The sequence below is a fragment of the Alteromonas stellipolaris genome (genome assembly GCF_001562115.1).
GTDB classification, from domain to species: Bacteria; Pseudomonadota; Gammaproteobacteria; order Enterobacterales; family Alteromonadaceae; genus Alteromonas; species Alteromonas stellipolaris.
Map to the genome: position 1 here is coordinate 705,843 of NZ_CP013926.1, position 23,168 is coordinate 729,010.

The 23,168-nt window shown below is 43.0% G+C and carries 17 protein-coding genes; 12 read left to right on the forward strand and 5 right to left on the reverse strand.

Annotated features, from left to right (window positions below):
• Nucleotide 1: 1 nt before the first annotated feature.
• Together AVL57_RS02975 and AVL57_RS02980 are read right to left on the reverse strand one after the other, a co-directional pair.
• Complete coding sequence (locus AVL57_RS02975; RefSeq protein WP_057794054.1) at nt 2-1,027, reverse strand: zinc-dependent alcohol dehydrogenase; 1,026 nt, start codon at nt 1,025-1,027, stop codon at nt 2-4.
• Nucleotides 1,028-1,038: 11 nt separating this feature from the next.
• A complete protein-coding gene (locus AVL57_RS02980) occupies nt 1,039-2,169 on the reverse strand; it encodes a mandelate racemase/muconate lactonizing enzyme family protein (RefSeq protein WP_057794052.1) in 1,131 nt (376 codons plus the stop codon).
• Between the two features lie 464 nt (nt 2,170-2,633).
• Here AVL57_RS02980 and AVL57_RS02985 point away from each other — a divergent pair, with 464 nt between their 5' ends.
• From AVL57_RS02985 to AVL57_RS03030, 9 genes are all read left to right on the forward strand, one after another.
• Nucleotides 2,634-4,211, forward strand: a complete 1,578-nt coding sequence (locus tag AVL57_RS02985) for an MFS transporter (protein WP_057794050.1) — start codon at nt 2,634-2,636, stop codon at nt 4,209-4,211.
• A gap of 4 nt (nt 4,212-4,215) precedes the next feature.
• Nucleotides 4,216-5,202: a sugar kinase gene (locus tag AVL57_RS02990; protein ID WP_082604975.1), complete on the forward strand. Its 987-nt coding sequence runs from the start codon at nt 4,216-4,218 to the stop codon at nt 5,200-5,202.
• Entirely contained in the window at nt 5,195-6,271 is a 1,077-nt protein-coding gene (locus AVL57_RS02995; protein WP_057794047.1) for a glycoside hydrolase family 117 protein, read from the forward strand. Before AVL57_RS02990 ends, AVL57_RS02995 begins: the two co-directional genes overlap by 8 nt.
• Nucleotides 6,272-6,402: 131 nt before the next feature.
• Entirely contained in the window at nt 6,403-7,260 is an 858-nt protein-coding gene (locus AVL57_RS03000; RefSeq protein WP_061093570.1) for an AraC family transcriptional regulator, read from the forward strand.
• Between the two features lie 230 nt (nt 7,261-7,490).
• Nucleotides 7,491-8,705 carry a cytochrome P450 gene (locus tag AVL57_RS03005; RefSeq protein ID WP_057796377.1) on the forward strand — a complete coding sequence of 405 codons (1,215 nt, stop codon included), beginning with the start codon at nt 7,491-7,493 and terminating at the stop codon, nt 8,703-8,705.
• 54 nt (nt 8,706-8,759) lie between these two features.
• Nucleotides 8,760-9,071, forward strand: coding sequence for a 2Fe-2S iron-sulfur cluster-binding protein (locus AVL57_RS03010; RefSeq protein ID WP_057794043.1), 312 nt, complete (start codon nt 8,760-8,762; stop codon nt 9,069-9,071).
• 3 nt (nt 9,072-9,074) lie between these two features.
• The gene (locus tag AVL57_RS03015) at nt 9,075-10,460 is read left to right on the forward strand and encodes an NAD(P)/FAD-dependent oxidoreductase (RefSeq protein WP_057794041.1); all 1,386 of its coding nucleotides are present in this window, start codon (nt 9,075-9,077) and stop codon (nt 10,458-10,460) included.
• A 251-nt stretch (nt 10,461-10,711) separates the two neighbouring features.
• Nucleotides 10,712-13,375, forward strand: coding sequence for a CRTAC1 family protein (locus AVL57_RS03025; protein ID WP_057794037.1), 2,664 nt, complete (start codon nt 10,712-10,714; stop codon nt 13,373-13,375).
• A gap of 22 nt (nt 13,376-13,397) precedes the next feature.
• Nucleotides 13,398-14,402: an NHL repeat-containing protein gene (locus AVL57_RS03030; RefSeq protein ID WP_057794034.1), complete on the forward strand. Its 1,005-nt coding sequence runs from the start codon at nt 13,398-13,400 to the stop codon at nt 14,400-14,402.
• A gap of 112 nt (nt 14,403-14,514) precedes the next feature.
• On the opposite strand, the gene AVL57_RS03035 is transcribed toward AVL57_RS03030, so the two are convergent.
• A complete protein-coding gene (locus tag AVL57_RS03035; protein WP_057794032.1) occupies nt 14,515-15,288 on the reverse strand; it encodes a phytanoyl-CoA dioxygenase family protein in 774 nt (257 codons plus the stop codon).
• Between the two features lie 183 nt (nt 15,289-15,471).
• Here AVL57_RS03035 and AVL57_RS03040 point away from each other — a divergent pair, with 183 nt between their 5' ends.
• The gene (locus AVL57_RS03040; protein ID WP_057794030.1) at nt 15,472-16,230 is read left to right on the forward strand and encodes an IclR family transcriptional regulator; all 759 of its coding nucleotides are present in this window, start codon (nt 15,472-15,474) and stop codon (nt 16,228-16,230) included.
• 56 nt (nt 16,231-16,286) lie between these two features.
• On the opposite strand, the gene AVL57_RS03045 is transcribed toward AVL57_RS03040, so the two are convergent.
• Nucleotides 16,287-16,898 carry a GntR family transcriptional regulator gene (locus AVL57_RS03045; protein WP_082605063.1) on the reverse strand — a complete coding sequence of 204 codons (612 nt, stop codon included), beginning with the start codon at nt 16,896-16,898 and terminating at the stop codon, nt 16,287-16,289.
• A 212-nt stretch (nt 16,899-17,110) separates the two neighbouring features.
• Here AVL57_RS03045 and AVL57_RS03050 point away from each other — a divergent pair, with 212 nt between their 5' ends.
• Complete coding sequence (locus AVL57_RS03050; RefSeq protein ID WP_057794026.1) at nt 17,111-19,435, forward strand: beta-galactosidase; 2,325 nt, start codon at nt 17,111-17,113, stop codon at nt 19,433-19,435.
• A 348-nt stretch (nt 19,436-19,783) separates the two neighbouring features.
• On the opposite strand, the gene AVL57_RS03055 is transcribed toward AVL57_RS03050, so the two are convergent.
• Nucleotides 19,784-22,075: a CRTAC1 family protein gene (locus tag AVL57_RS03055; protein WP_231751159.1), complete on the reverse strand. Its 2,292-nt coding sequence runs from the start codon at nt 22,073-22,075 to the stop codon at nt 19,784-19,786.
• 183 nt (nt 22,076-22,258) lie between these two features.
• On the opposite strand from AVL57_RS03055, the gene AVL57_RS03060 reads away from it, so the two are divergent.
• Nucleotides 22,259-23,164 carry a LamG domain-containing protein gene (locus tag AVL57_RS03060; RefSeq protein WP_057794024.1) on the forward strand — a complete coding sequence of 302 codons (906 nt, stop codon included), beginning with the start codon at nt 22,259-22,261 and terminating at the stop codon, nt 23,162-23,164.
• Nucleotides 23,165-23,168 lie beyond the last annotated feature (4 nt).

The window sequence follows — 23,168 nt, forward strand, 5'->3', positions numbered from 1 at the left end:
CTTAGAATTCCTCACTTAACGACACGAGTGCTTTCATACCAGAAGGGTTACCATCCATAGAAGCAAAAGCACTACCAATATCATTGATTTTGCTTACCGAGCTGATAAGCGGCTCAAGATCTAGTGAGCCATCTGCAATTAGCTTAATCGCTTGCTCAAAGTCTTCATGCTCATATACCCGAGCACCTAGCAGTTCTAATTCTTTCCAAAAGAACTTGAAGAGATCGACCTGAGGTTTTTGTGAGTGGATGGCCACCATGCAAATGCGACCACGCACTGCCGCGATTTCTGTCATCACGTCAACGGCTGGCTGAACGCCTGAAACTTCAAAGACCACATCTGCGCCTTTTCCGTTAGTCACTTTCGCGATTTCGGCAACCGGGTCTTGGTTTATTGGATCAATCGTATTAATACCATTATCTTCTGAAAATTGTCTCCGAGTGGCATTAACTTCAGAGATGATGACATTCGCCCCTTTAGCTTTAGCTACCATTGCAACGAGTTGACCGATAGGGCCACCGCCAATAACCACAACGTCCTCACCTTTTGCAACACGTGCTCTAGCAACATCGTGACAAGCCACTGCAAGAGGCTCAACAAGGGCGCCCATTTTTAAAGAAACATTACTAGGAAGTTTATGCAACGTGCGTGATTTCACTGTCCATGAACTTTGGAATGCACCAGGAGTATCAATACCCATAAATTTAAGGTTTTGGCAAACGTGTGAATGACCCGCATCACAAGCGGGGCAATTCAGGCAATAATCAAGCGGGCGGACAACGACATGGTCACCTATAACCACATTTTTTACGCCTTCACCTACCTCGGCTACCACCCCTGACATTTCATGACCTATAATTTGGGGAGGGGCAACACGTGCGTCCATCACGCCGTGATATATATGCATGTCTGTACCACAAATTCCAACATAACCAACTGAAAGTCGAACTTCTCCGGGTCCTGGTGGAACTGTGGTTCCAGGTTGAATGTTAAAGGTTTTTTCACCTGCGTATTGTGCTGCAAACATAGTCAAATTCCTTACTTTATTTGATAAGGTGAGAGTTTCACGTCGTCGAAAGTTACACCCGTACCTATGGCGTTCGGTGCCAATGCATAGCCTTGCTTATCAAGGGAAACCGGGTGTGTCGTATATGTGTCTATAGGAAAAGAGTGATACTCCATCATCCCTGCATTAGGTTGTGAGGCCATCAGTGAAACATGCAGCTCTTGCATGCCGTGGCTACATACTTTTAAGTTATTAATGTGGGCAAGAGATGCCACTTTAAGCCAACCTGTTATACCGCCTATATTCGATGCGTCTGGTTGTAAGTAGGCTAGTTTTGATTGTTGAATGGCATAATTGAATTCGTACACGGTATGTAGGTTTTCACCCATTGCGATGGGTATGCTCGTAGCCTCAGCTATTCGTGCGTAACTTTGATAATCGTCGGGAATAGTAGGCTCTTCGAACCAATGGATATCATACTGCTCGATGGCTTTGGCAAAGCGAATAGCTTGAGCGGGGGACATAGAATAGTTCGCATCCACCATAAATTTTATATCGCTGCCAATATGCTTTCTTATAGCGGCGACTCGGGCAATATCCTCTTCTACATCATCTTTGCCGACTTTGATTTTTACAGCAGTAAAGCCCTTATTTAAATATCCTTCGATATGGGACTTTAGCTTATTCTCATCAAAATTTAGGTCGATGCCTCCTGCATAACAGGGGGTACGATTATCAAAGCCGCCAGCAAGACGCCATAGCGGTTGATTTATTCGTTTGCAGCGGATGTCCCACAAAGCAATATCAATAGTTGAAATTGCGAAACTCGCTAACCCACCACGACCTACATAATGTAAATGGTATTGCAATTGTTCCCAAATAGCTTCAACACAATCGGCATCTTTGCTATGTAAAAAATTGGCTAAATCGTCCTTTACAAGGCTATAAATTGCTTTCCCGCCCTTGCCCCCTGTGTAGGTATAACCCGTTCCAGATACGCCGTCATTGCAAGTAATTGTGCAAGTAACTAGCTCGAAGTGTGTGTGATCACCATGTTTGGCATCACTTAAGACCTCTGGCAAAGGAATAAGGTAGTAGTTGACTTGGACGTCTTTGATACTACTTGCAGAAAGCCTCGATGTGTTGATAGGGACTGCGGTCACGTTACCATCCTTACATATAACAATTCATTAATTGTACATTGTTAACAATTAATAGCAAACTTTTATCGGTAAGGGAAATGTTAATTTAAGAAAACTGAGGTTTAAATAAAGGTTGGAATAATAAAAATAACTTTGAAGTCATGGAGTAAGAACAAGACTAAAAACATCATTATCAATGAAGAACAAAACATATCAGTGTTATTGGGAGATAAGGCCATTCGGCACTTGTAGCTTTATATAAGGATAAGTAGATAAAAAGCGATGTAACTTAGCGCGTACGATTACGAATGAGCTGGGGCGCAGAAATTTGGAAAAGTTACCACCGGAGCGAACAGGGAATACGTTAACAAAATCATTTTGTATATATTTTATTGTTAACAATTAGTGTTTGTTGGGTTAGTATGTATGTTAATTCGGGTTTGCGATTTTTAACGTCGACTTAACAACTATAAAGATGAGTACTGATGAACACCAGACAAATTTTTGCCAATGCGATCATTGTAGCCCTCGGTGGTTTTATTTTTGGATTAGACGCCGCGCTTATTTCAGGTACGGTTAAATTTATTAGCATGGAATTTGGCTTGGGAGACCTTGAAATTGGTGCCGTAGTGAGTGCGCCAGGCTTTGGTGTTCTGTTCGCTTTATTAGTAACGGGTCATCTATGCAATAAATTTGGGCGTCGAACTACGTTAATTTTTATTTCGTTTCTTTATTTGTTCTCTGCGGTTTTCTCCGTAATGGCATTTTCTTTTGAATCTTTAGTGGCTGCCCGTTTTATCGGGGGGCTCGCTTTTACCTCGCTATCAGTGGCAGCCATGTACATTGGTGAAGTGGCACCGTCAAAGTGGAGAGGAAAGCTGGTCTCCATGATTCAGATAAATATTGTTGTAGGGCTCTCGTGCGCCTATTTTGCCAACTATGGCATTGTGCAATTAAGTAAATCTGAGCTTGATTGGGTACAAGCAATGGCGATAGACACTGCAACGTGGCGGTGGATGCTAGCGGTAGAAATTGTGCCTGCAATTATATGGTTCTTTCTATTATTTAAAATTCCACGTAGCCCCCGTTGGTTAGTGATGAAAGGGCGTGATGAGGAAGCGCTAGAGGTCATGCAAAGTATGATGCCAGCAGTGCAGGCGAGTGAAGAGCTACATGATATTAAGCGTAACCTTGATAAAGAAGGCGGAAGCAGCGCAACCTTAAAAGAGTCTTTTAAAATTTTATTCTCGGGCCCAGCTAAGACAGCAGCGCTAGTGGGGTTTACGATTGCTATTGTTCAGCAAATTACGGGAATTAACGCCATTATGTTTTATGCGCCTACTGTTTTTGAACAGGTGGGGATCGGCTCTGATGCGGCCTTCTTCCAAGCTGCAATTATTGGGTTGATCAGTTTATTTTTCACAGCACTAGCAATCATATTAATAGATAAATTAGGTCGCAGACCGCTTATTATTTGGGGGCTTGCTTGGGCGGCCTTGAGTTTATTTGCATGTTACATCGGTTTTGAAAGTGCGATTTATGAAGTGAATATTGAAGCGTTATCTCAGCTGCACACTAGTGACAAACTTGCGGGCCTTAAAAACTTAGAAGGTATTGTCTATCAGTCTGATATCTCGTTTAAACACGCGCTGCAGCAAACCATTGGATTCGATTTGGCTAAAGAATTCGAAAGCGAGATATTACAGGCCTCAACTACCATGAACAGTATGTTGGTGCTGGTGGGTATTTCTAGCTTTATAGCAGCATTCCATTTCTCAATAGGGCCAGTGATGTGGGTATTATTCTCTGAAATTTTTCCTACTCGTATCCGTGGTATCGCGATTCCAGTGTTCGCATTAATAGCTAGTTTAGTCAGTTATTTAGTTCAACAATTCTTTCCTTGGCAACTGAGCAACATGGGCGCTGCTGATATCTTCCTGTTTTATACCATTTGCGGGGTAGTGGGCTTCCTTGTGCTCTTTAAATTGATGCCGGAAACAAAGAACAAAACGATTGAAGAGATAGAAGCTTATTTTGCCAATAAGCAATTTGCAAAGGGCTAATTTGATGAATGTTGATAGAGGTACTCAAAGCAAGCGATTGATGGCTGTTGGGGAATGTATGGTCGAACTTATTCATACAGGAAACGATAGCTGTAAATTAGGTTTTGCCGGAGATACATTAAATGCGTTGATATACAGCAAACGATGGGTTCCCGAAACAGATTGCATTTTCTTTAGTGCTGTTGGACTTGATACTTTCAGCACTAAAATGATGTCTTTTTTCGAGCAAAATGACATTAATACTGTGGGAGTAGCCCGCAGTAAAAATAGAAACGTAGGTTTATATAGTATTGTTACCGATGAGTCTGGCGAGCGAAGTTTTGATTATTGGCGAGACCAGTCTGCGGCTAAAGTAATGATGTCACTGCATAAGGTCGAACCGCCAGAGTTAGACTCCATCGACATGGTTTATTTTAGTGGTATTGGCCTAAGTATTTTAAATGATGCTGATAAAAATGAACTATTAACACTTATTCAGCAATATCGCGATCGAGGCGCCTTGATTGCGTTTGACTCAAATTACAGACCTTCAATGTGGAACGGTTATCAGCATGCACAAGTTTGGTTTGACCGTGCTTACCGTGTTTCAGATATTGCGCTGCCTGGCCTTGACGATCACAAGAGCGTCTATCATCACGATTGCGTGCAAGATGTGTTGAATTATTTGAATAGCGTAGGCTGCAAGGAATACGTGGTTAAGGCCGGTACGCAGGGCATGTTTGGCTATCTGGAAGGGGGCTTAGTGCACCATCAAGCCTTCAATCCTGCGCCCAGTCAGATAGATACCACTGCCGCTGGTGACTCATTTGCCGGGGTGTATCTGGCAAACCGACTGGCTGAGAGAAGTATCGAGTTTAGTATCAAAGCCGCAGATGCTGCCGCAAGAGAAGTTGTGCAGCACGCAGGCGCTATTATCAGTAAAGATGCGCTGGCTAGCGTGAAAGCGCGTTTCCTAGCCAATTGCAATGAAGGAGTATTAGTCGATGGGTGAAAAACTAAGTTTAGCCAGCAAGCGAGCTTTAGCGCGGGGGTATGATTCCCTAGGTCCTGACTGGATGACTGAATTTGATGTTACACCACTGAAAGGCGATTTTGCTTTTGAAGAAGGGGTTATAAGACGCGACCCGTCCTCTGTTATTAAAGTTGATGGTGTGTATCACTGTTGGTATACACGAGGTACAGGAGAAACTGTAGGCTTTAACTCGAGTAATCCCAACGACAAGGTATTTCCGTGGGATTTAACCGAAGTATGGCATGCATCTTCTAAAGACGGTGAAACATGGAAAGAACACGGCATCGCAATTGGCCGCGGCGAACCAGGTGATTATGACGACAGAGCGGTATTCACCCCTGAAGTCTTAGTCCATGGCGATAAATTCTATCTCGTTTACCAGACCGTTAAGGCGCCTTATACCAATCGACAGTTTGAGCATATCGCCATTGCAGTGGCCGATACGCCTTTTGGGCCTTGGCATAAATCGAAAGCGCCAATTTTATCGCCCGCACAAGATGGTGAGTGGAAGGGCAGTGAAGATAATCGGTTTAATGTTAAGTCAAAAGGCAGTTTTGATAGTCATAAAGTACACGACCCTTGTTTATTAGCCTTTCAAGATAAATTTTATCTTTACTATAAAGGCGAAACCATGGGGGAGGAGATGAACATGGGCGGGCGTGAAATAAAGCATGGCGTTGCTGTGTCTGATTCTCCGTTTGGGCCTTATGCGAAGTCAGACTATAACCCTATTTCAAACAGTGGGCATGAAGTGGTGGTTTGGAATTACAATGACGGTATCGCTTCGTTACTTACCACCGATGGCCCAGAAAAAAACACGATTCAGTTTGCCAAAGACGGTATTAATTTCGATATTAAAGCCTACATAAAGGGAGCACCTGAAGCGATTGGGCTTTTCAGAGACGGCACAAATGAAAGCCAGGCTCCCGGACTATCTTGGGGGTTATGTCACAAATATGATGCTAGCTGGAATTGGAATTTCATCTGCAAGTTCAAAACCCGTAAACAGATACTCGATGCAGGCACGTTTCAAAATGAAGCCGGTTAGTTTGATATGCATTGTGCGAAATACAATTTTGGCTAAAGGGAAGGTGGTCTCAACGGCGAGATATGGTTGTCGCCTATTACCACATAAAATGAAGTTTTCAGGGCAGTACTACTGTTGATGGAGGCATTTATATGATTCAAGGTGTTTACTGCGAACCCTATTGCATCGAGCAGGGGGACGAGTTTGAATTTCATCACGTGGAATTTGCAGACAACGAGGCGTACGACTGCGCTACCCATTTCCACGAAGTTCACGAATTTATAATATTTGAAAAAATTGAGGGCAGTTACTTTTACAGCCAAGGCGAGTCGTCCTTAAAAGACTCCGACATTGTTTTTACGCCAGCGGCAGAAACACACAATTTTGAGTGTACTGCTCGAGGAAAGTCTTGGTTTATCGTACAGTTTAAACCTCTCGTGCTGGAAACAAAAAACATGTCTAACGTACGTGCTTTTTTTGACCACGGTTTGCATTTGCGATTACCTGCTCGGCGCATCAACGAGATTCAGCAGCAGGTAAAGTGGCTTTATGAAAGTTATCACCACGACCCCCTTAGCCCACGAAGCATCACGCTCTTGAATCTGCTAATTTGTACCATTGCTGAATATGCAACCTCTGTGGAAGCAAGTCAGTCACAACCCATTACACGCTCCCCGCTTTATGAAAAAATGCTGCCAGTCATTAATCAATTTAAGAACAGTACCGCGGTAGAATTATCGGTAACAGAGGCGGCTGAAGCATGTCATTTATCGCCCTCTCATTTCTCTAGAATGTTTAAACATATTTTCAGGGTTAATTACTCTGAGTATACGATGAAGCATAAGCTATATAGTGCCGCGCGCTTACTTAGCCAGTCGGGTTTGTCTGTGACGCAAATAAGTTACGAACTAAATTTTTCTAGTCCTTCCCATTTTATATCCCAATTCAAAAAACACTTCTCAGTAACACCACGGCAATACCGCACCTCTTTTTCCAGTAAGGCATGGTAATGCTATTTAAAGCCCATTTAAGAAGCGTTTTTCTACTAATTCGACATATTTTTGATATTTCTTTGCATTGAGGTGCCATTAATACCCAATCGATATTGCTAAAGTTTATTCGTACTGCACTTCTGCTTAACCGCGTTTAAAGGAGATTGGGAATGCAAACGAAGAATAGCGATGGGGGCTGTGGAACACCTTCACATCAGCAATTTGAGGGGGAGAAATCAAAGTGCCCTATGTCTGAACATGTTATGGGCAATGTGAGTCAGCTTGACGACCCCTTTACTGCGTTGCGACAAGGTGATGGCGTACTCGATATAGACGATCAGGGCGATCCAGTAAAGATGGTGCTGGGTCTGAAAGACGTTAGAAAAGCGGCTCACAGTTGGCAACTGTTCCAGTCGGGGGCAATTCCCGGTCGCATTGTTGTACCTTCAGAGGTGGCAATCCGCGATGTACGACAACTTCCATTTGAACTAGATCCTCCAGCCCATAAAGGTTTTAGGGGGCTACTAGAGCCCTGGTTCAAAAGGCCTGCTGGGAAAGCCTACCAAGACAAACTGACTGACATTGTTAGCATTATGTTCGATAGCATACTCGACAATCATACTGCTATAAACAAGCGCTCCTCTCCCGAAATGGTTACTCATGATGCGGTAAAAGATATTGCCTTGGTTTTACAGTCTCGCGCGCTAACCGTGCTCATTAATGTACCCATGACAGAAGCGCAAACATGGATTAATTGGGGAACACATGTATTTAGAAGTGACGATAACCCCTTAGATGCGAGCAAAGCGAATGTATTGTACGACTATCTCGACGAGCAAATAGCGCATGCCAAAAAGGCTCCAGGTGAAGATATTTACACCGAATTACTTCACGCCGAAGTGGAAGGTAAAGCGCTAACTGAAGAAGAAATCAAAGGGATAATGATACTTACCTTTGCAGGGGGCAGAGACACAGTTATTAATGCTCTTACCAATTCCCTTGCCTACTTTTCAGAAAATCCTGACGCACTGAATTTTATTAATGAACACCCTGAAAACCTCAATAGCGCAATAGAAGAATTGCTGCGCTATTTTTCGCCGTTAACCCATATGGGGCGAGTAGCCACAAAAGACACCCAAGTTGCGGGGCACGATGTAGCGTATGACTCACGCATTTCACTGTGTTGGGCATCGGCAAATCGTGATGAATCCGTATTTGAGTCACCCAATGAAGTCAATCTAACCCGTAAAGCGAACCCTCACGTCGCGTTTGGTTTTGGAATTCATAACTGTTTAGGGGCTACCCATGCAAGGGCGTTGCTCAGAATTTGGGTGGGACAATTAGCCGAGCGCGTAGCAAGGGTAGAGGTGGTTGAAGCCGATGAAAATACTGAGCAGTGGGGAGAGGTTGCTCGCAAAGTTGGTTTTCATAAATTGCTAGTACGATTACACAAGCGCGCATAAAACTGTTTAAAACCCGTAATGTCGCGGAGGCTTTCCGCTTAATTGGAGAAGATAATGATCAAAGTAACGTTCAATACTGCCGATGGCGAACAAATAGTCGCTGAAGGCACAGGCGGTTCTATGATGGAACTAGCCTTAGAAAACAATGTGCCTGGCATTGATGGTGATTGTGGGGGCGTGTGTTCTTGTGCTACTTGCCATGTCCATATTGCTCAGGATGACTTTGCCAAAGTGGGCGAGCCCAATGATATTGAAAAGGACATGCTGGAATTAACCAATGATGTATCAGGCACGAGTCGCCTTTGCTGTCAGGTGCCCTTATCAGAGGATATAGATGGCATTAGCGTGACTGTGGTAAGGGACTAGGTGATGACGTTTTTGGCTACTGCTGAAGAAACTTCAAATCAACAAACCTGCGTTATTATTGGTGCAAGCCATGCAGGCGTGACGTGTGCCTTTGAATTGCGTAAACAAGGTTTCGCTGGGCGAATTCTACTCGTTGATGGGGGGAAGCACCTTCCCTACCATCGACCTCCATTATCAAAAGCCTACTTAAGCGTGCCAGTGGGTGAACCTCCACCGAAGCTCAAGTCAGAAGCCGCCTATACCAAGGCTAACATCGAACTGTTATTGGGGGTGAACGCAACCTATATCAGTACTGATAAAAAAATGGTTTATGTTAAAAGCATCAGCGCACCGTTTGAACAGCGTAAGTTAGTATTTACTCACTTAGTTTTGGCCACAGGGGCTACACCAATTATTCCCCCTGTTGATGGGCTTAACGGGTGTTTTGAAAAGGCGAGAGAAAATACGCAAAACAATGTACTCGTGATGAGAAACGCCGATAACGCAATGTCGCTGAAAGCATTAGTGAATAATCCGAATAAACCAATAGCTGATTTCCACGCTGTTGTGATTGGCGCAGGCTATATAGGGCTAGAAGCCGCATCATCACTTCGAAAAGCGGGAGCGCAAGTGACCGTGATTGAGCGAGAAAGTCGTCCACTGGCAAGAGTCGCTAGCGAAGAGGTTTCACAATTTGTCGAAACCTTACATAGACACCAAGGTGTTAATATCATGTGCAATGAAGCTGTTGTATCTGTCGCGCCGAGTGCTTCGCAAGTAACCCCAAAAAAAGAAGTCACTGCGCAATATGACGTTGTGTGTAATAGCGGTAAACGTCTTCTTGTAGATTGTATATTAATTGGTGCTGGAGTTTGCATAAATACTGAGTTGGCGGCCAGTGCAAACTTGCAAATAGAGAAGCGCGCGATACGCGTTGATGGTCGCATGCAAACAAGTAACGATATCATTTGGGCGATAGGTGATTGCACCGTATTTCCCCACCCTGAGTACGGAAACGATACACATATTGAATCGGTACAAAATGCCCTGGAGCAAGCCAAAATTGCAGCCAAAAATGTTACGCTAAGTACGAATCAAGATACTATATGTAGAACCGGAATAACGCCTTCAGCATACTGCGCCATACCTTGGTTTTGGTCAGATCAATTCGATATCAAATTGCAAATAGCAGGGCTCATGCAAAGCGCTGACACCCGTATTCTGCGAATAGATTCAGAGCATGCTCGTTCAATTTGGCATTTTAAAGGGGATACCTTGTGTTGCGTTGAGGCAATTAATTCTCCTAAAGCCTATGTGTTAGGCAGTAAATGGATTGCAGCCCATGCAGTTATAGACCCGCAAAAACTTATCGACCCTTCAATTGACTTAACCACACTTAACTCTGACTGACAATTTATCGAAGTAGTAGACCAACCATCGCACTCACAGAATACGAGAGTAGGTGAAATTCTTGTTATCCTAATGTATATTGTAAATTGTAAACAATTTGTTTTAATTGAAAAGGGTATACCTTCAATGAAAGGCAGTGATACTCGTAAGGCTGATTTTAAACCCAGAGACAACGAGATTGCTGAGCTGTTAGATAAAGGATGCAGACGCGTGGCACCTGTTCACCGTTTATCAGTAAAGAGGCAGGTAAGATGATAAAACAAAAATTAATAATGGCATTCGCGTTTTTTTGTGGGATGTGTGTACTAACCGGTTGTGGCACTTCACAACCGACCGCAGTCACCGCCAACAATACCATAATGGTGACACCAGAAGCGCCGGTAGAGATTGTTATTGTCGCAGACACACTCGGGCCTAAGCGTATTACTTTTATCGTTGATAATCTTAAGTCTTACGCCAACCTTTCACTTTATCAGGGCACAAAATTACTCGCTGATAACCTTAATGTGCCAGTGCAAGGCGAGCAAGTTATTAGTGCGTTAGTCGATGTGGGTCAAACGGGAGAAATCTCGTTGTCGCTGCGCACGTTAAATGCACAAGTAAACATACTTTCTTGGCATGTCGATGATGTGGAATTCAGTAATTTACCTCAGTTTGAAGATATTACCGAGACGGCGGGTTTAGACAAAGTAATATCATTGAAGTATGGCGGCCCCAGTGTTGCTGATCTTGATCAAGACGGAGACTACGATCTCGTACTTAATAATCATAACGCTGAAACCAGCAAGATATATTTGAACAACGGCGATGGCACTGTCGTTAAATATCACACTGACTTATCTCGTTGGTTTATGCAGGATTTACATGGTACGGCGCTCGGTGATTATGACCGAGACGGCGATTTAGATTTGTTGTTAAGCCGAGGAGGGGGAAATGGCAAGAACCCTTCGGTGTCTTATTTTTACCTTAACGATGATATCAACTTTGTGCGTTTTACTGGTGATGCAGGAATAAATAAAGGTGGTCGAGGTCGGGGGGCTCGCTGGATTGATATGGATTTAGATGGTGATCTCGACTTGTTCATCATGAATGAAACCAGCTTATTCAAGAAGTCACCGCAGCACATATTTTTTGAAAACATGGGAAAGGGCCGATTTAATCAGCGCCGTGTGAAAGGCTTAGAAGATGTTACCGCGTCCCGCACTTTGGTGACCGATTTTAACCGCGATGGCATAGACGATATCATCATGTATAGCCCACTTTCTCTTTGGCAAGGCAACGGCGACTTCGGATACGACAATGTTACTACTATGCTGCCCTCATCAGTGACTGATACTGCAAGTGTTATGGCAATGACTGACATTGATATCGACAACGATGGGGACCTAGACCTTTATTTAGCCCGCGGTAAGAAATTTGAGCACGGTTTTGGTGAAAGTCCCTCGGTTGATTTCGACCCAGTTGAAAAGACCTTCTCAATAAAAACCCGTGGATATAAAGGTATCGACGAATTCTCATTTAATGCTGAAAGCGAGATAACCTTAACCAATTATTATTTTCTAGGGCAGTCTGGCTTTAGAGGAAAAGACTATCCGGCCTTTCTTGGAAGTAATAAACAGCCTCATATGGTGCCCTCAGGTGGAGAGTTTAGTTTTAGTGCATCTATGGCGCAAGGTTGGCCTTCTGAGCGCAATGCAAACGGTGTGTACTTCGGCCACACAGGTAAAGGCAAGTGGAAAGCTGAGCTGGTAAGAAACGGCAATATATTTTGGTCTTACTTCTTTACGCTCAAAGGCATAAATGAGGCAAATACGGCATTTGAACCAGATAATCGAAATCAACAGGATATCCTTCTTGAAAACAGAAACGGGAAATTTGTGGATGTTTCTGACCAGTGGCAAATACCAGTAGGCGGCAATGCACTGGGCGTTACAACAGGAGATTTTAATAACGACGGTTTTCAGGACCTCTTTGTGTACCGATGGGGGCGCGTTGACAAACGTATTGCTGACAACATGTTGCTTAATACCGGTAAGGGCTATTTTGAAGCTACGACCATGCATGGCGCTAGCGACCATGGCGGCCCAGGCTTTGGGGATATGGGGCAAGCGTTTGACTTCGATTTAGATGGAAAGGTGGATTTACTATCTGGTAGTGAGCACGGCTATTGGAATTTATACCTTAACACTTCCAAAAATGCAGGGAGGCATACGCTAGTTAAGGTAGGTTACTCACCCGACGAGCAGGTAGATGCCTTGGGCGCACATGTGGAAGTTGAAACATCTGAAGGAAAACAGTTTCGGCGAATTGGTTCAGCTGGTGAAATATTCTCCCAAAGCTTCCTCAACATTGTTCATTTTGGCGTGGGTACTGCTCATCAGATAGAACAAATAACCGTGCGCTGGCGAAATGGCGAAACACAGAAAATTTTGCATCCAGACATTAATAAGCGCGTAAATTTCGGTCTTGCCAAACCATCAATATCCTCAGTACATCCAGTAGTGCAAGAGCTTGAAGAACCCCATTCAAACTCTGACGCTGCACAGGCTCCTTTCATCAAAATTAAAGGTAAAAGTGCACTTGCCAAGCTAGGGATTGCGATTGGCGAGCCAATTGAGCTAACGGCTGATTACCATGCTGGCGGGCAGCACCAAGTAATAGCCGCCGATGAAGGCGGGGTACAATTTTGGTTGCGTCACCAAACGCCGAGTCATGTTCCAGTTGAAGACCGCGTTGTAGTAGACAATAACGCACTATATAGCACAAAAGGTAAGGCAACCGCACTCATTCAGACGACGGGCTTAGCGCCAACATCATTGTTGCCCGAAGGGCATTTCTACTCCTTGCGCGCCATTTTTACTTCAAGCGACGGCAAGATGTACGAAGACGCATTGGGCGAAGTCATTCTGTATTAAATTATCGAGAAGGAGATAAACCTTGCTAGGACAAAACGATTGGACTTATCAAATTGATGAGATGTGGGGCGAGCATAATCCTGCGAAACCCAAACCTGAAAATGCGCATGCGTTAGCGTTTTTAGACGACAGGCTTTTATTGGTTACTGATAATCTCGATCACAACGTTATAGAATATGATAGCAACGGCAAAGTTATTGATGCATGGGGCAAGCAATGGCCAGGCGCTCATGGCATCAAAGTAGTGCCTGATGGCGACAGTACCGCCATTTTTATTGTTGATAGCGGCTGGGTATTAAACAGTAAGTGGGACGGTACAAGTTACGATAAGTGGGACTCACCGTATAATAAAATGCGTCAGCAAGCCGGCTCAGTGGCCAAGCTAGATAAAGAGGGAAAGGTGCTGTTTTCTATAGGGCACCCTCAAACAGTGGGCGCCTATCGTGATGACATGCCATTTAATCCAACCGATATGGTTGTTACCGATAACGGCGACTTTTATATTGTAGACGGATACGGCAGTGACTACATATTGCACTATGATAAGCATGGACGTTACCTACAAAAGTTTGGAAAAGAGAATGCCAATAGTGCTGAAAATATCAATAACGGACATGGCATTACGCTAGATTACCGAGGTGAGACGCCTTTATTGTTGGTAAGTTCAAGAGCTGACCACTGCCTGAAATGGTATACCCTCTATGGTGAATTTATACGTACCCTACACGTACCCGGGGCATTTATTCATGCGCCTCTTTTTAATGGCAAGCATATGATAGCTGCAGTATGTTGGACAGGCGACACTTCAGCTCCTGAATTGAACTCAGGGGTGATATGTATCTTTGATGAGAACGAAACTTTGGTATCGGTTTTAGGCGGTGAGCTGCCTGAACATGGTGCGCCCGTAAGAAGTGATAAAAAACACTTCTATCATTGTCATGGACTCGAGCAAGATAAAGACGGTAATTTATATTTAGCACAGTGGAAGGCGGATGCAATGCATCCCATACGTTTACTCAAATGCTAGCATTACGGGGAGTTAAGCAAACGTTTTAAGTAAACGTTTGCTTATCACTTTGTTAGAACGGATTGACTGTGCCAAGGCTTATATCAAGGCTAAGGCGTAGTTTAGCTAAGTATTAAAGTGACGCGATGTCAGGCCATAACGCAATAGCGTCATCATCAATCTTATCTAATGGTCTATACACTAGTGAATTTTCCTTAAAAGGTTTAGCTGATTCGGCGCAGTAGGCGGCAATCATCACCCACCTTGGATCTTTAGATTTATTTTGATTTGATTTGTGCAGTAAATTGCAATGAAAGAACAAGGTATCTCCGGGTTCAAGCTCAACATTGACCAGCTCCAAATGTTTTAGTGCCTCATCCACAAAGGTCATGTCAGCCCCTTTTTGGTCTCCGGTTTTCGTGTGATTAATTCGGCCGATATGATGAGACCCTTTTAATACCTGAAGGCAGCCATTTTCAATTGTTGCACGGTTAATAGCTATCATGCAGCTAACTAACTTGGGGTATAAATGATAATTATCATTTGCCCAGTAACCATAATCTTGATGCCATTCCCATGCGCCACCTACGAAAGGTTCTTTCATCATAATTTTAGTCGTGGTGTGAAACACAGGTTCTTGCAGTATGTCTTCAGCAGCATCAGCAAGGCGTTTACCGCGAGAAAACATGGAGTAAAAATCGTCCCCAAGTTCTTGCCACAAACACACTTTACTAACCGTGCCTGAAGCATCTTTTTTGTCCCACGCTTTTTCATAAAGACCTTCATCATTGAAAACGGTATTTTGCAATTTTTCAATTTCTTTTTCGCTGTAGTACCCACGAGCAATTACGTATCCGTCGCGGTGAAAATCAGAAATTTGCTGCGGTGATAAGCTTATTTTACTCATTTTTTGCCTCTAATACTTTGTGTTTAATGTTGACAATATTGAGCAGAATTGGCATTAATGCAATGGGTAATTCATATAAAAATATGACTTTTATATATGAATCAATAAGTCCTTTGTTTTACATGGTTTCAAGACACAAAAATTATTTTCAATTCACTGGTAAATAACAGCAGGGGAAAAGTTATGGAAAAGCAAAAATACGCCGTTCCAGCATTAGATAAGTGCTTTGAGATTATGGAGTTTTTAGCTAGTTCTGGTAAGGCTAGTACGCAAGCGGAAATAGCGAAAGGTATCAGTCGCAGTACGAACCAAATTTATCGTATTTTAGTCAATTTAACGGAAAATGGTTACTTAACGAGAGATGAATTTAATGGTAAATATGCATTGTCATTTAAGTTATATAATCTTTCCCGTTCTATCTCTCCATTAGATGAAATACGTAAACAAGCGCTGCCCTTAATGGAAGATCTTGCTGTACGATGTCAGTTGTCCTGCCAGCTATTTGTTTTGTATCAAAGCCAAACTATGGTGTTGGTGCAGGCAAAAAGCCCATACTGTGTTTCCCTCAACTACGCTGAAGGAAGTCGTTTTTCTTCACTGATATCGAACCCTGGTAATGTACTGCTCGCCCACAGTAACAAGGATGTGCAACAAATGATTTTACGAACTGAGCCAAGTTGGCAAACATTTTCAGAGAAAGAAAAGCGAGCTTTTGGCAATAAATTAGACACTATCGCCGAGGCTAAGCAATTGGATGCGTCGAGCCAACATATTTTAGGCATTACAGAGTCAGTATGCTTAGTGGGGCAGCATGAGGGTAAACAAATTGCTGCGTTGATGATAAGCCACTTGAGCCATGTTAACGAAGTGACTGATAATCGAGAAAACCTGACTTTACTTCGTGAAACGGCGAACCGACTCACCACTAATTTGGGCTTATAAATACGGTACACATGAATGGACTACCTCTGAACGAGGTTATTTGTCCATTGTTTGCACTATTTTATATTCTTACGTATTGCTGCGACAGCTTGTTTAACATCACCTAATTTGAATGCTTCAACAATATCACGATGCTCCTCTACCAGCTTGCTAGAGGTTTTAATGCGCTGATAGTTCATCCGCATTCTAATCACAATTGGATACCAAAGGTTGAACAAATTCTCTCCGCCTGCGAGCTCGATAAAATACTGGTGAAAGGCAATATCAGCTTTGGTAAGTTCTGTATATTCCTGTTTTTCAAAGTGCTCTTGCATGTTATCGATAAGAATATCCATATGGGCAATTTGTTCTACGCTTGCACTTCCAATGACCTCTTTTGCCGCGAATTCTTCAATTCTCTTTCTGAGGTCGATACTGAGCTTTTGTAATTCAGGAGAAAGGGGGCTATTAACAGATGCGCCCACATTGCTTTTGCTAATTAGTAACCCTTCTTTGGTCAATTTTAATATGACATCTCTAATAGGCCCTCGCGATACTTCAAAACGTTCAGCCAACTGTATTTCGTTCAGTTTTGTATTCGATGCGAGTTCTCCAGAGATGATATCTGAGCGCAACACATCTGCAATTTGGTCCCGAACAGAAAGAATCTTGTTTTTCATAAACCTCATCATAATTAAAAGTAATAGGAGTAATGGTAAATTGTTAACTTTATTATGTGGAATGTCCAGTTTTTGAGGTCTTAGGGCTAGTATTTGCAGGAAATTTACAGTGAAATAGCTTTTACTTTAGTAAACGGGATTTATTTATATTGTTAACAGTTTAATGTTTAAACTGATGTGGGTATACTGATTTAAATTGTTAACAAAGTGTGAGATATAGGATGAATAAAACAGCAATAGCTTTGGCGCTTTCTCTCAGCTTATTGGGATGTCAAAAATCAGAAGAGGCGCCTACGTTTACTGCCAGCAAGTCTGACTCAATTGAAGCTAGCGCTTCATTGTCAAAAGAGCAGCCTTTAATACAGCTGACCAAAGAGGTCATCGACTCTCAGGTCGAACTGGTTAATGCAAAGGCTAGCTTTACAAGTCGCGGTATGAAGGTCACGTTGTTAGCCAAAGACAATCCTAACTCAGGGGTTAATATAAAGCCCAGTGAACCTTGGGACTTGAGTGAATTTGACGACTTTAACCTCGCAATGGATATTGAAAACCCTGGACCCCATTCGGTACAGCTGTTTCTAAATATTACCGATATAGATGGTGCCACTTATACGCGAAGTGTGGCCGTTCCTGTGGGGGAAAAAGCAACATACTACGCTAAGATGCGCGGTCATGATCTTGCTACCCCTGATGGCGATGTGAACCAAGAGCTCAATTTTTTATCTGGCTTACGCTCTAACCCTGAAACATGGGAGTCTGGTGACGTGCAGTTTATCTCGATGTGGGGGAAGAAAAATCTAAACCTTAAAGGCATTACCGAAATCAGTTTATCGGTACAGAGTGCGTTATTCGACAAGCATATTGAGCTTAGCAATATTCGGCTGCGACCAAACCCTGAGATGAATACTGACTTCTTGACGAAGATTGTAGACAAGTATGGTCAAAATGCCACCGTTGAGTTTCCAGGTAAAATCCACTCTCAAGAAGAGCTTATTCAAGCTAGAGAGACGGAAGCAAAGCAACTTGATAATAAACTCATGCCAGACCGATCTAGATTCGGTGGATACAAAGAGGGGCCAAAGTTAGCGGCTACGGGGTACTTTAGAACCGAAAAGATAGACGGTAAATGGGCGATGGTTGACCCTGAAGGCTACCTTTATTTTGCAACAGGTTTAGACATTATAAGGCTGTCTAATACGTCGACTATGACAGGTTATGGGTTTGATGATGGATTAGTTGACCTCGGCGGTGACGGTGTAACCCCAGAAGATTCTAAAGGGCTAAATCGGGTAAACGACGAAGCCATACCCAGCAGACATATAGTGTCTGATGTTAGAGCGAATATGTTCAACTGGCTACCAAGCTATGACGAGCCATTAGGTAAGTGGTTTGGGTATCGTGGTAGTGCACACTCTGGGCCAGTTAAAAAAGGCGAAACCTTTAGCTTTTATGCGTCCAATTTAGAGCGCAAATACGGTGAGCAAGACCCCTTAGAAGCTTGGGAACAAGTTACGTTAAAACGGATGAAGAATTGGGGTTTTAGTTCATTAGGAAACTGGACTGATCCTCGTTTTTACCAAAATAATGAAGTGCCTTACTTCGCTAATGGCTGGATCATTGGTGATTTTAAAACGGTATCTAGTGGTAACGACTTTTGGTCACCACTACCAGATGTGTTCGACCCTGAGTTTGCTAGAAGAGCCGATGTTACCGCCTCTAATGTGGCTGAACAGGTCAAGAATAGTCCTTGGTGTGTAGGGGTATTTATTGACAACGAAAAGAGCTTTGGGCGCAGTGAAAGTAATGAAGCGCGTTACGGCATCGTCATCAATACGTTAACGCGAGACGGCAAAGACGTACCAACGAAAGCTGCATTTACTGGGTTAATGAAGAAAAAGTACGGCAGTATTTCAGCATTAAATGCGGCTTGGGGAACTAAGATTGCCTCTTGGGGGGCTTTCAATGCGGGTATAGATTCCAGTATTCGAAATGAAGTACAACTGGCCGATTACAGTGAAATGCTGTTTCACTACGGGGAAAAGTATTTTAGCGTAGTGAATGCTGCTTTAGATAAACACATGCCTAATCATATGTATTTAGGCGCGCGCTTTCCAAGTTGGGGCAAACCAATGGAGATTGTTGAGGCTGCTGCTAAGCACGTTGATGTGATGTCGTACAATGTTTACAAAGAGGGTATTCATCCGAAATCGTGGGAATTCCTCCAAGACATTGATATGCCCAGTATCATTGGTGAGTTTCATATGGGCGCGCGTGACAATGGTTTATTCCACCCAGGCTTAATACAGGCTGCGACTCAAGAAGATCGCGCACAAATGTACATAGACTACATGCACTCAGTAATCGATAACCCTTACTTTGTTGGCGCACATTGGTTCCAGTACATGGACTCGCCCATTACCGGCCGAGCGTATGATGGTGAAAACTACAATGTGGGATTTGTTAACGTAGCTGATACGCCCTATGCGCCTATGATTAAAGCGGCTAAAGAGGTTAATAGTAAAATGTATCCACGCAGATTTAAATAATCTGCAGCCATACATTACGAGCCAACAGCCTTAACAGCGAAACCCGTAGATAGCTAAAACTTCATGCAGCTAACGGGTTTCAAACGCCCTAGTAGGCTCGTTATTCATAGCTTGGCCTTGTCTATACAAGGCCAAGCTTTTTTATATGTGTTAATTGAGTGAAAGCGGTATAGGCCTATTACTTAAGCAAAATAAGTGCGTTGTAGAGTGAATAGATAGGCTTAAGTGTATTTTTAATGTGTTGGGTAGAGCTCGGTGGGATATTTGGGCTATAAGATTTCAAAGGGTAGAGAAGTGTCATTACATAAAGCGAAGCACTCACTTTATGTAATGACATGAAAAGTAAAATTAATCCGTGGTATAGCGTTTATTAGCGGTAAGGTTTTTCAGTTCAATCTCCTCGCCATTTCGCCACCGAATAGTGGCGGAAGTGATGTGCGTATCGCCTCCTAAACCGAAATGCACGATATCCATTAAGCTTTGAGAATGTACCTCACCGGCTGAACCCACTCGCTTTTGATAGGTTTTACCTGATCCTGTCTTAATACTCACAAGTGCGGAGTATGGGTCGACGTTGTCTTTGGGGCTGTAGTTAACATCAATCAGAATATAGTTATTTGCGGTATCTGATTGGTTTTTGTAAAGATACCAGGCACCTTCCTCTTCGCTTCCATTGAGCAAATCAACCTGTCCATCATTATTAAAATCAAACGCCTGACCCATATCGCCGTGACCTGTATCGGTTATGGCTGATGCTCCGTGTGTCATCAAGTTTTCAAAGCGGCCTTTACCATTATTTAGCAGCATCAAGTCAGCAACTCTCTCAGCCAAAAAACCGTAACGGTATAAGAATAAATCTTGCCACCCATCGTTATTAAAATCTCCACGGGTGACACCCCAGTGATTTCCGCCAAGTGGAATATTCCAATCCGAAGTACGGTCAACAAAAAAGTCACTACGGTTAACTAATAAGAGGTCTTGAACGTTCCTATTATTGGGCTCCCAATCATACTTAATGTCTTGAAGTCCAGTAAGTGAAAAGGAAACCTTCCAATAAATATTTCGATCTCTGACCCACTCAGCCTGCCATTGGTTATTGCCTAAATAACCGATATACAGGCCATTGACTTTACGCTCCTCGGGCCATCCCACAGCATCATTGTTATTAATCGTAAGTTCTGATGGCGCAGTGCGCATTTCCATGGGTCGTTGAGAGGGCATAAAGCCTTTAGCGTTTACCACCATTCGCTTTTTGTTCTCACCTAAGAATATAGCAAAGCCATCATTGTACTGGCGGTAAGTAAGGTCTAAGTCAGCTAATACGATGGCATCATCGGCGGTGAAAGACACAGCAGTGCTACCAGTCTCGCCATCATCTCGAATGTCGAGGCGGGTGGTTTTTGGATTGAAATCAATAGACTTTCTAGAAATTTGATAATGTGTTCGGCTACCTGCAAAGTATAAATCTAGTAAGCCATCATTATTTACATCAATATCGGTAGCCGCATAGTATCCCATTTTTCCCTGAAGACTCGGAGGAAGCTTAGCCGCGGTAACGTCTGTATAACTGAAATCGCCGTTGCCTTCCCATAAGGTAATGGGTGAGAACATGACAAAATCATCAATGCCGTCGTGGTTAAAATCGGTGACTAACACACGTTCACCAGCAGCATCTTCTAGACCTTTTACTCGCTGCTGACTGAAGGTGCTATCGCCATTATTTTTGAAAAAGTACTGAACGGGGTTTTTACTGAAAGGTGTAGGTGCATTGAATAAAGCGACATCAAGATCACCATCTAAATCCATATCAACCCAACGTGGAGAGCGCCCACGAGCTGGGGTAAGGATACCAGCTTGTGCTGATACATTGGTGAAGGTTTGCTTGTCATTATTAAGTAAAATATACGAGGTAGGGTTGGTACCGTTGGCGCCGCCTTGTGCCACCATAATATCCAAATCACCATCGTTGTCGTAGTCGCCCACAGACGAACCGTGAAAATCTAGCGGGTAGTCGAATAGCCGCTCTAATTTAACAGGATTATCACCATTGTAGGTAACCAGTTGTGTGGGTACATGATTGTGATTATTTAACACATAATCGTAGTCTCCATCCGCATCAATATCGCCTATTGCGGGCCCACCATATTTGTAACTTATCTCGGTTTCTAATTGGTACTGTTGTGAAGCGTCGACGAAGCTTGGCGTCTTCAAATCTTGAACGTCTTCAAAATTAACAGTATTAATCGCAATGTCGTTGCTTCGGCGAACGAAGGTTAGGGTGTGTTGCCCCAGTGTTTTAAAATCTACCAAAACATTTAGGTTATGACTTCCTGTTGCGGGAATGTCTAGATTGTCTACCACCACACGTTGTCCATCCATGATGGTGAGCTGGGCATAACTTGCATCGATTTCTACAGAAAGGTTAAGGCGTTTTAAGGCGCTGCCAGTAACATTGTACGCGAGAGTGAAATCTTGGGAATTAGTCAGTATTACCGGTTTATCTAGAGACTTTTGAAGCTCACTAGCAGCATATGCACTGGTTTCATTACTGGCCATATTTTCGCAACCGGCTAATAATCCCATACAAATACCGCCACATGCCATGTAAAAGTAATAGGGCTTTTTCTTGCTAAGCAACATATTAGGTTTCCAACTTTTTAGCTAAAAAAGTAAATCGTTATTTCATATTTACCATAAAATTGTTAACATTTAAACTTATTGTTAACAAAGTGTGTGCAATGGTCATTCGTGGAACGCTTCCATTATGTAAGCTTTTTGACGAAAGAATGACGTGTGTATTTACGCAAAGGTAGGCGGGTGATAATGAGTTCTATGAAAAAAATGGTCTATATATTTGTGGCTGTTTCAACAGCTGTTGCAGCGATTCCTTTCATCAGCAAGGCCACTGAAAAAAGTTTTGATGTTGATGAAGCAGGCCCATTAATGCCATCGTTTGTCGCATTCGAAGATACAACGCCCGCCGGTATGACATGGCAAAAAGTTGAAGCTCTTTCCGATGAGTTTAATCAGTCGTGGGACGCGTCTAAATGGAAAAGATCAAATTGGAATTATTCTGACACTCCTGTGAATATGGTTGATACAAACTCAGGGGTGGAGAATGGCTACCTTTGGATTAGTGCTACGCTGGATGATTCAACAGAAGAAAGCTGGTTTAAAACTTCACGGGTACATTCTAAAGCGAAAATTAGCTTTCCTATGTACACAGAAACACGTTTGAAAGTTGCACACATAGCGGCTTATAACACATTTTGGTTGAATAATGGTGATGCAGATAATCGAGATGAAATTGATATTATTGAGATTAATTCTGATCCAACTTGTGGGGAGAATGATGAATATCCTTGGCAGATGAATTCTCAGTATTTTATTGTTAAAAATGGAGAAACAGAGCGTAATAAAGGGCCTTGGAGCACGAAAAAATTATCGGATGCCAACACCCGTAAAGGCGTGACGTGGAACCAGGACTATCATGTATTTGGCGCATGGTGGAAAGATGAACATAATGTACAGTTTTACCTGAATGGGGAACCGGCGGGTCATGTAGTGAGCAGTCAGCCTTTCACGTTACAGCAGGAGCTGATTTGGGATCTCTGGACGCAAGACAGTTCTTGGGTTTGCGGCCTGCCAGAAAAAGAAGACTTACTAGACCATAAGCGCAATACAATGAAGGTTGACTGGGTTAGGACATGGAAGTTAGTGTCCAAATAAATGA

What these genes read in the sequence shown, in the direction of transcription:
- AVL57_RS03005 (WP_057796377.1), top strand. Translation starts at nt 7,491, where the DNA reads ATGTCTGAACATGTTATGGGCAATGTGAGTCAGCTTGACGACCCCTTT.
- AVL57_RS02985 (WP_057794050.1), top strand. Translation starts at nt 2,634, where the DNA reads ATGAACACCAGACAAATTTTTGCCAATGCGATCATTGTAGCCCTCGGT.
- AVL57_RS02990 (WP_082604975.1), top strand. Translation starts at nt 4,216, where the DNA reads ATGAATGTTGATAGAGGTACTCAAAGCAAGCGATTGATGGCTGTTGGG.
- AVL57_RS03060 (WP_057794024.1), top strand. Translation starts at nt 22,259, where the DNA reads ATGAGTTCTATGAAAAAAATGGTCTATATATTTGTGGCTGTTTCAACA.
- AVL57_RS03015 (WP_057794041.1), top strand. Translation starts at nt 9,075, where the DNA reads ATGACGTTTTTGGCTACTGCTGAAGAAACTTCAAATCAACAAACCTGC.
- AVL57_RS03040 (WP_057794030.1), top strand. Translation starts at nt 15,472, where the DNA reads ATGGAAAAGCAAAAATACGCCGTTCCAGCATTAGATAAGTGCTTTGAG.
- AVL57_RS03010 (WP_057794043.1), top strand. Translation starts at nt 8,760, where the DNA reads ATGATCAAAGTAACGTTCAATACTGCCGATGGCGAACAAATAGTCGCT.
- AVL57_RS03000 (WP_061093570.1), top strand. Translation starts at nt 6,403, where the DNA reads ATGATTCAAGGTGTTTACTGCGAACCCTATTGCATCGAGCAGGGGGAC.
- AVL57_RS02975 (WP_057794054.1), bottom strand. Translation starts at nt 1,027, where the DNA reads ATGTTTGCAGCACAATACGCAGGTGAAAAAACCTTTAACATTCAACCT.
- AVL57_RS03045 (WP_082605063.1), bottom strand. Translation starts at nt 16,898, where the DNA reads ATGAGGTTTATGAAAAACAAGATTCTTTCTGTTCGGGACCAAATTGCA.
- AVL57_RS03050 (WP_057794026.1), top strand. Translation starts at nt 17,111, where the DNA reads ATGAATAAAACAGCAATAGCTTTGGCGCTTTCTCTCAGCTTATTGGGA.
- AVL57_RS03055 (WP_231751159.1), bottom strand. Translation starts at nt 22,075, where the DNA reads ATGTTGCTTAGCAAGAAAAAGCCCTATTACTTTTACATGGCATGTGGC.
- AVL57_RS03025 (WP_057794037.1), top strand. Translation starts at nt 10,712, where the DNA reads ATGATAAAACAAAAATTAATAATGGCATTCGCGTTTTTTTGTGGGATG.
- AVL57_RS03035 (WP_057794032.1), bottom strand. Translation starts at nt 15,288, where the DNA reads ATGAGTAAAATAAGCTTATCACCGCAGCAAATTTCTGATTTTCACCGC.
- AVL57_RS02995 (WP_057794047.1), top strand. Translation starts at nt 5,195, where the DNA reads ATGGGTGAAAAACTAAGTTTAGCCAGCAAGCGAGCTTTAGCGCGGGGG.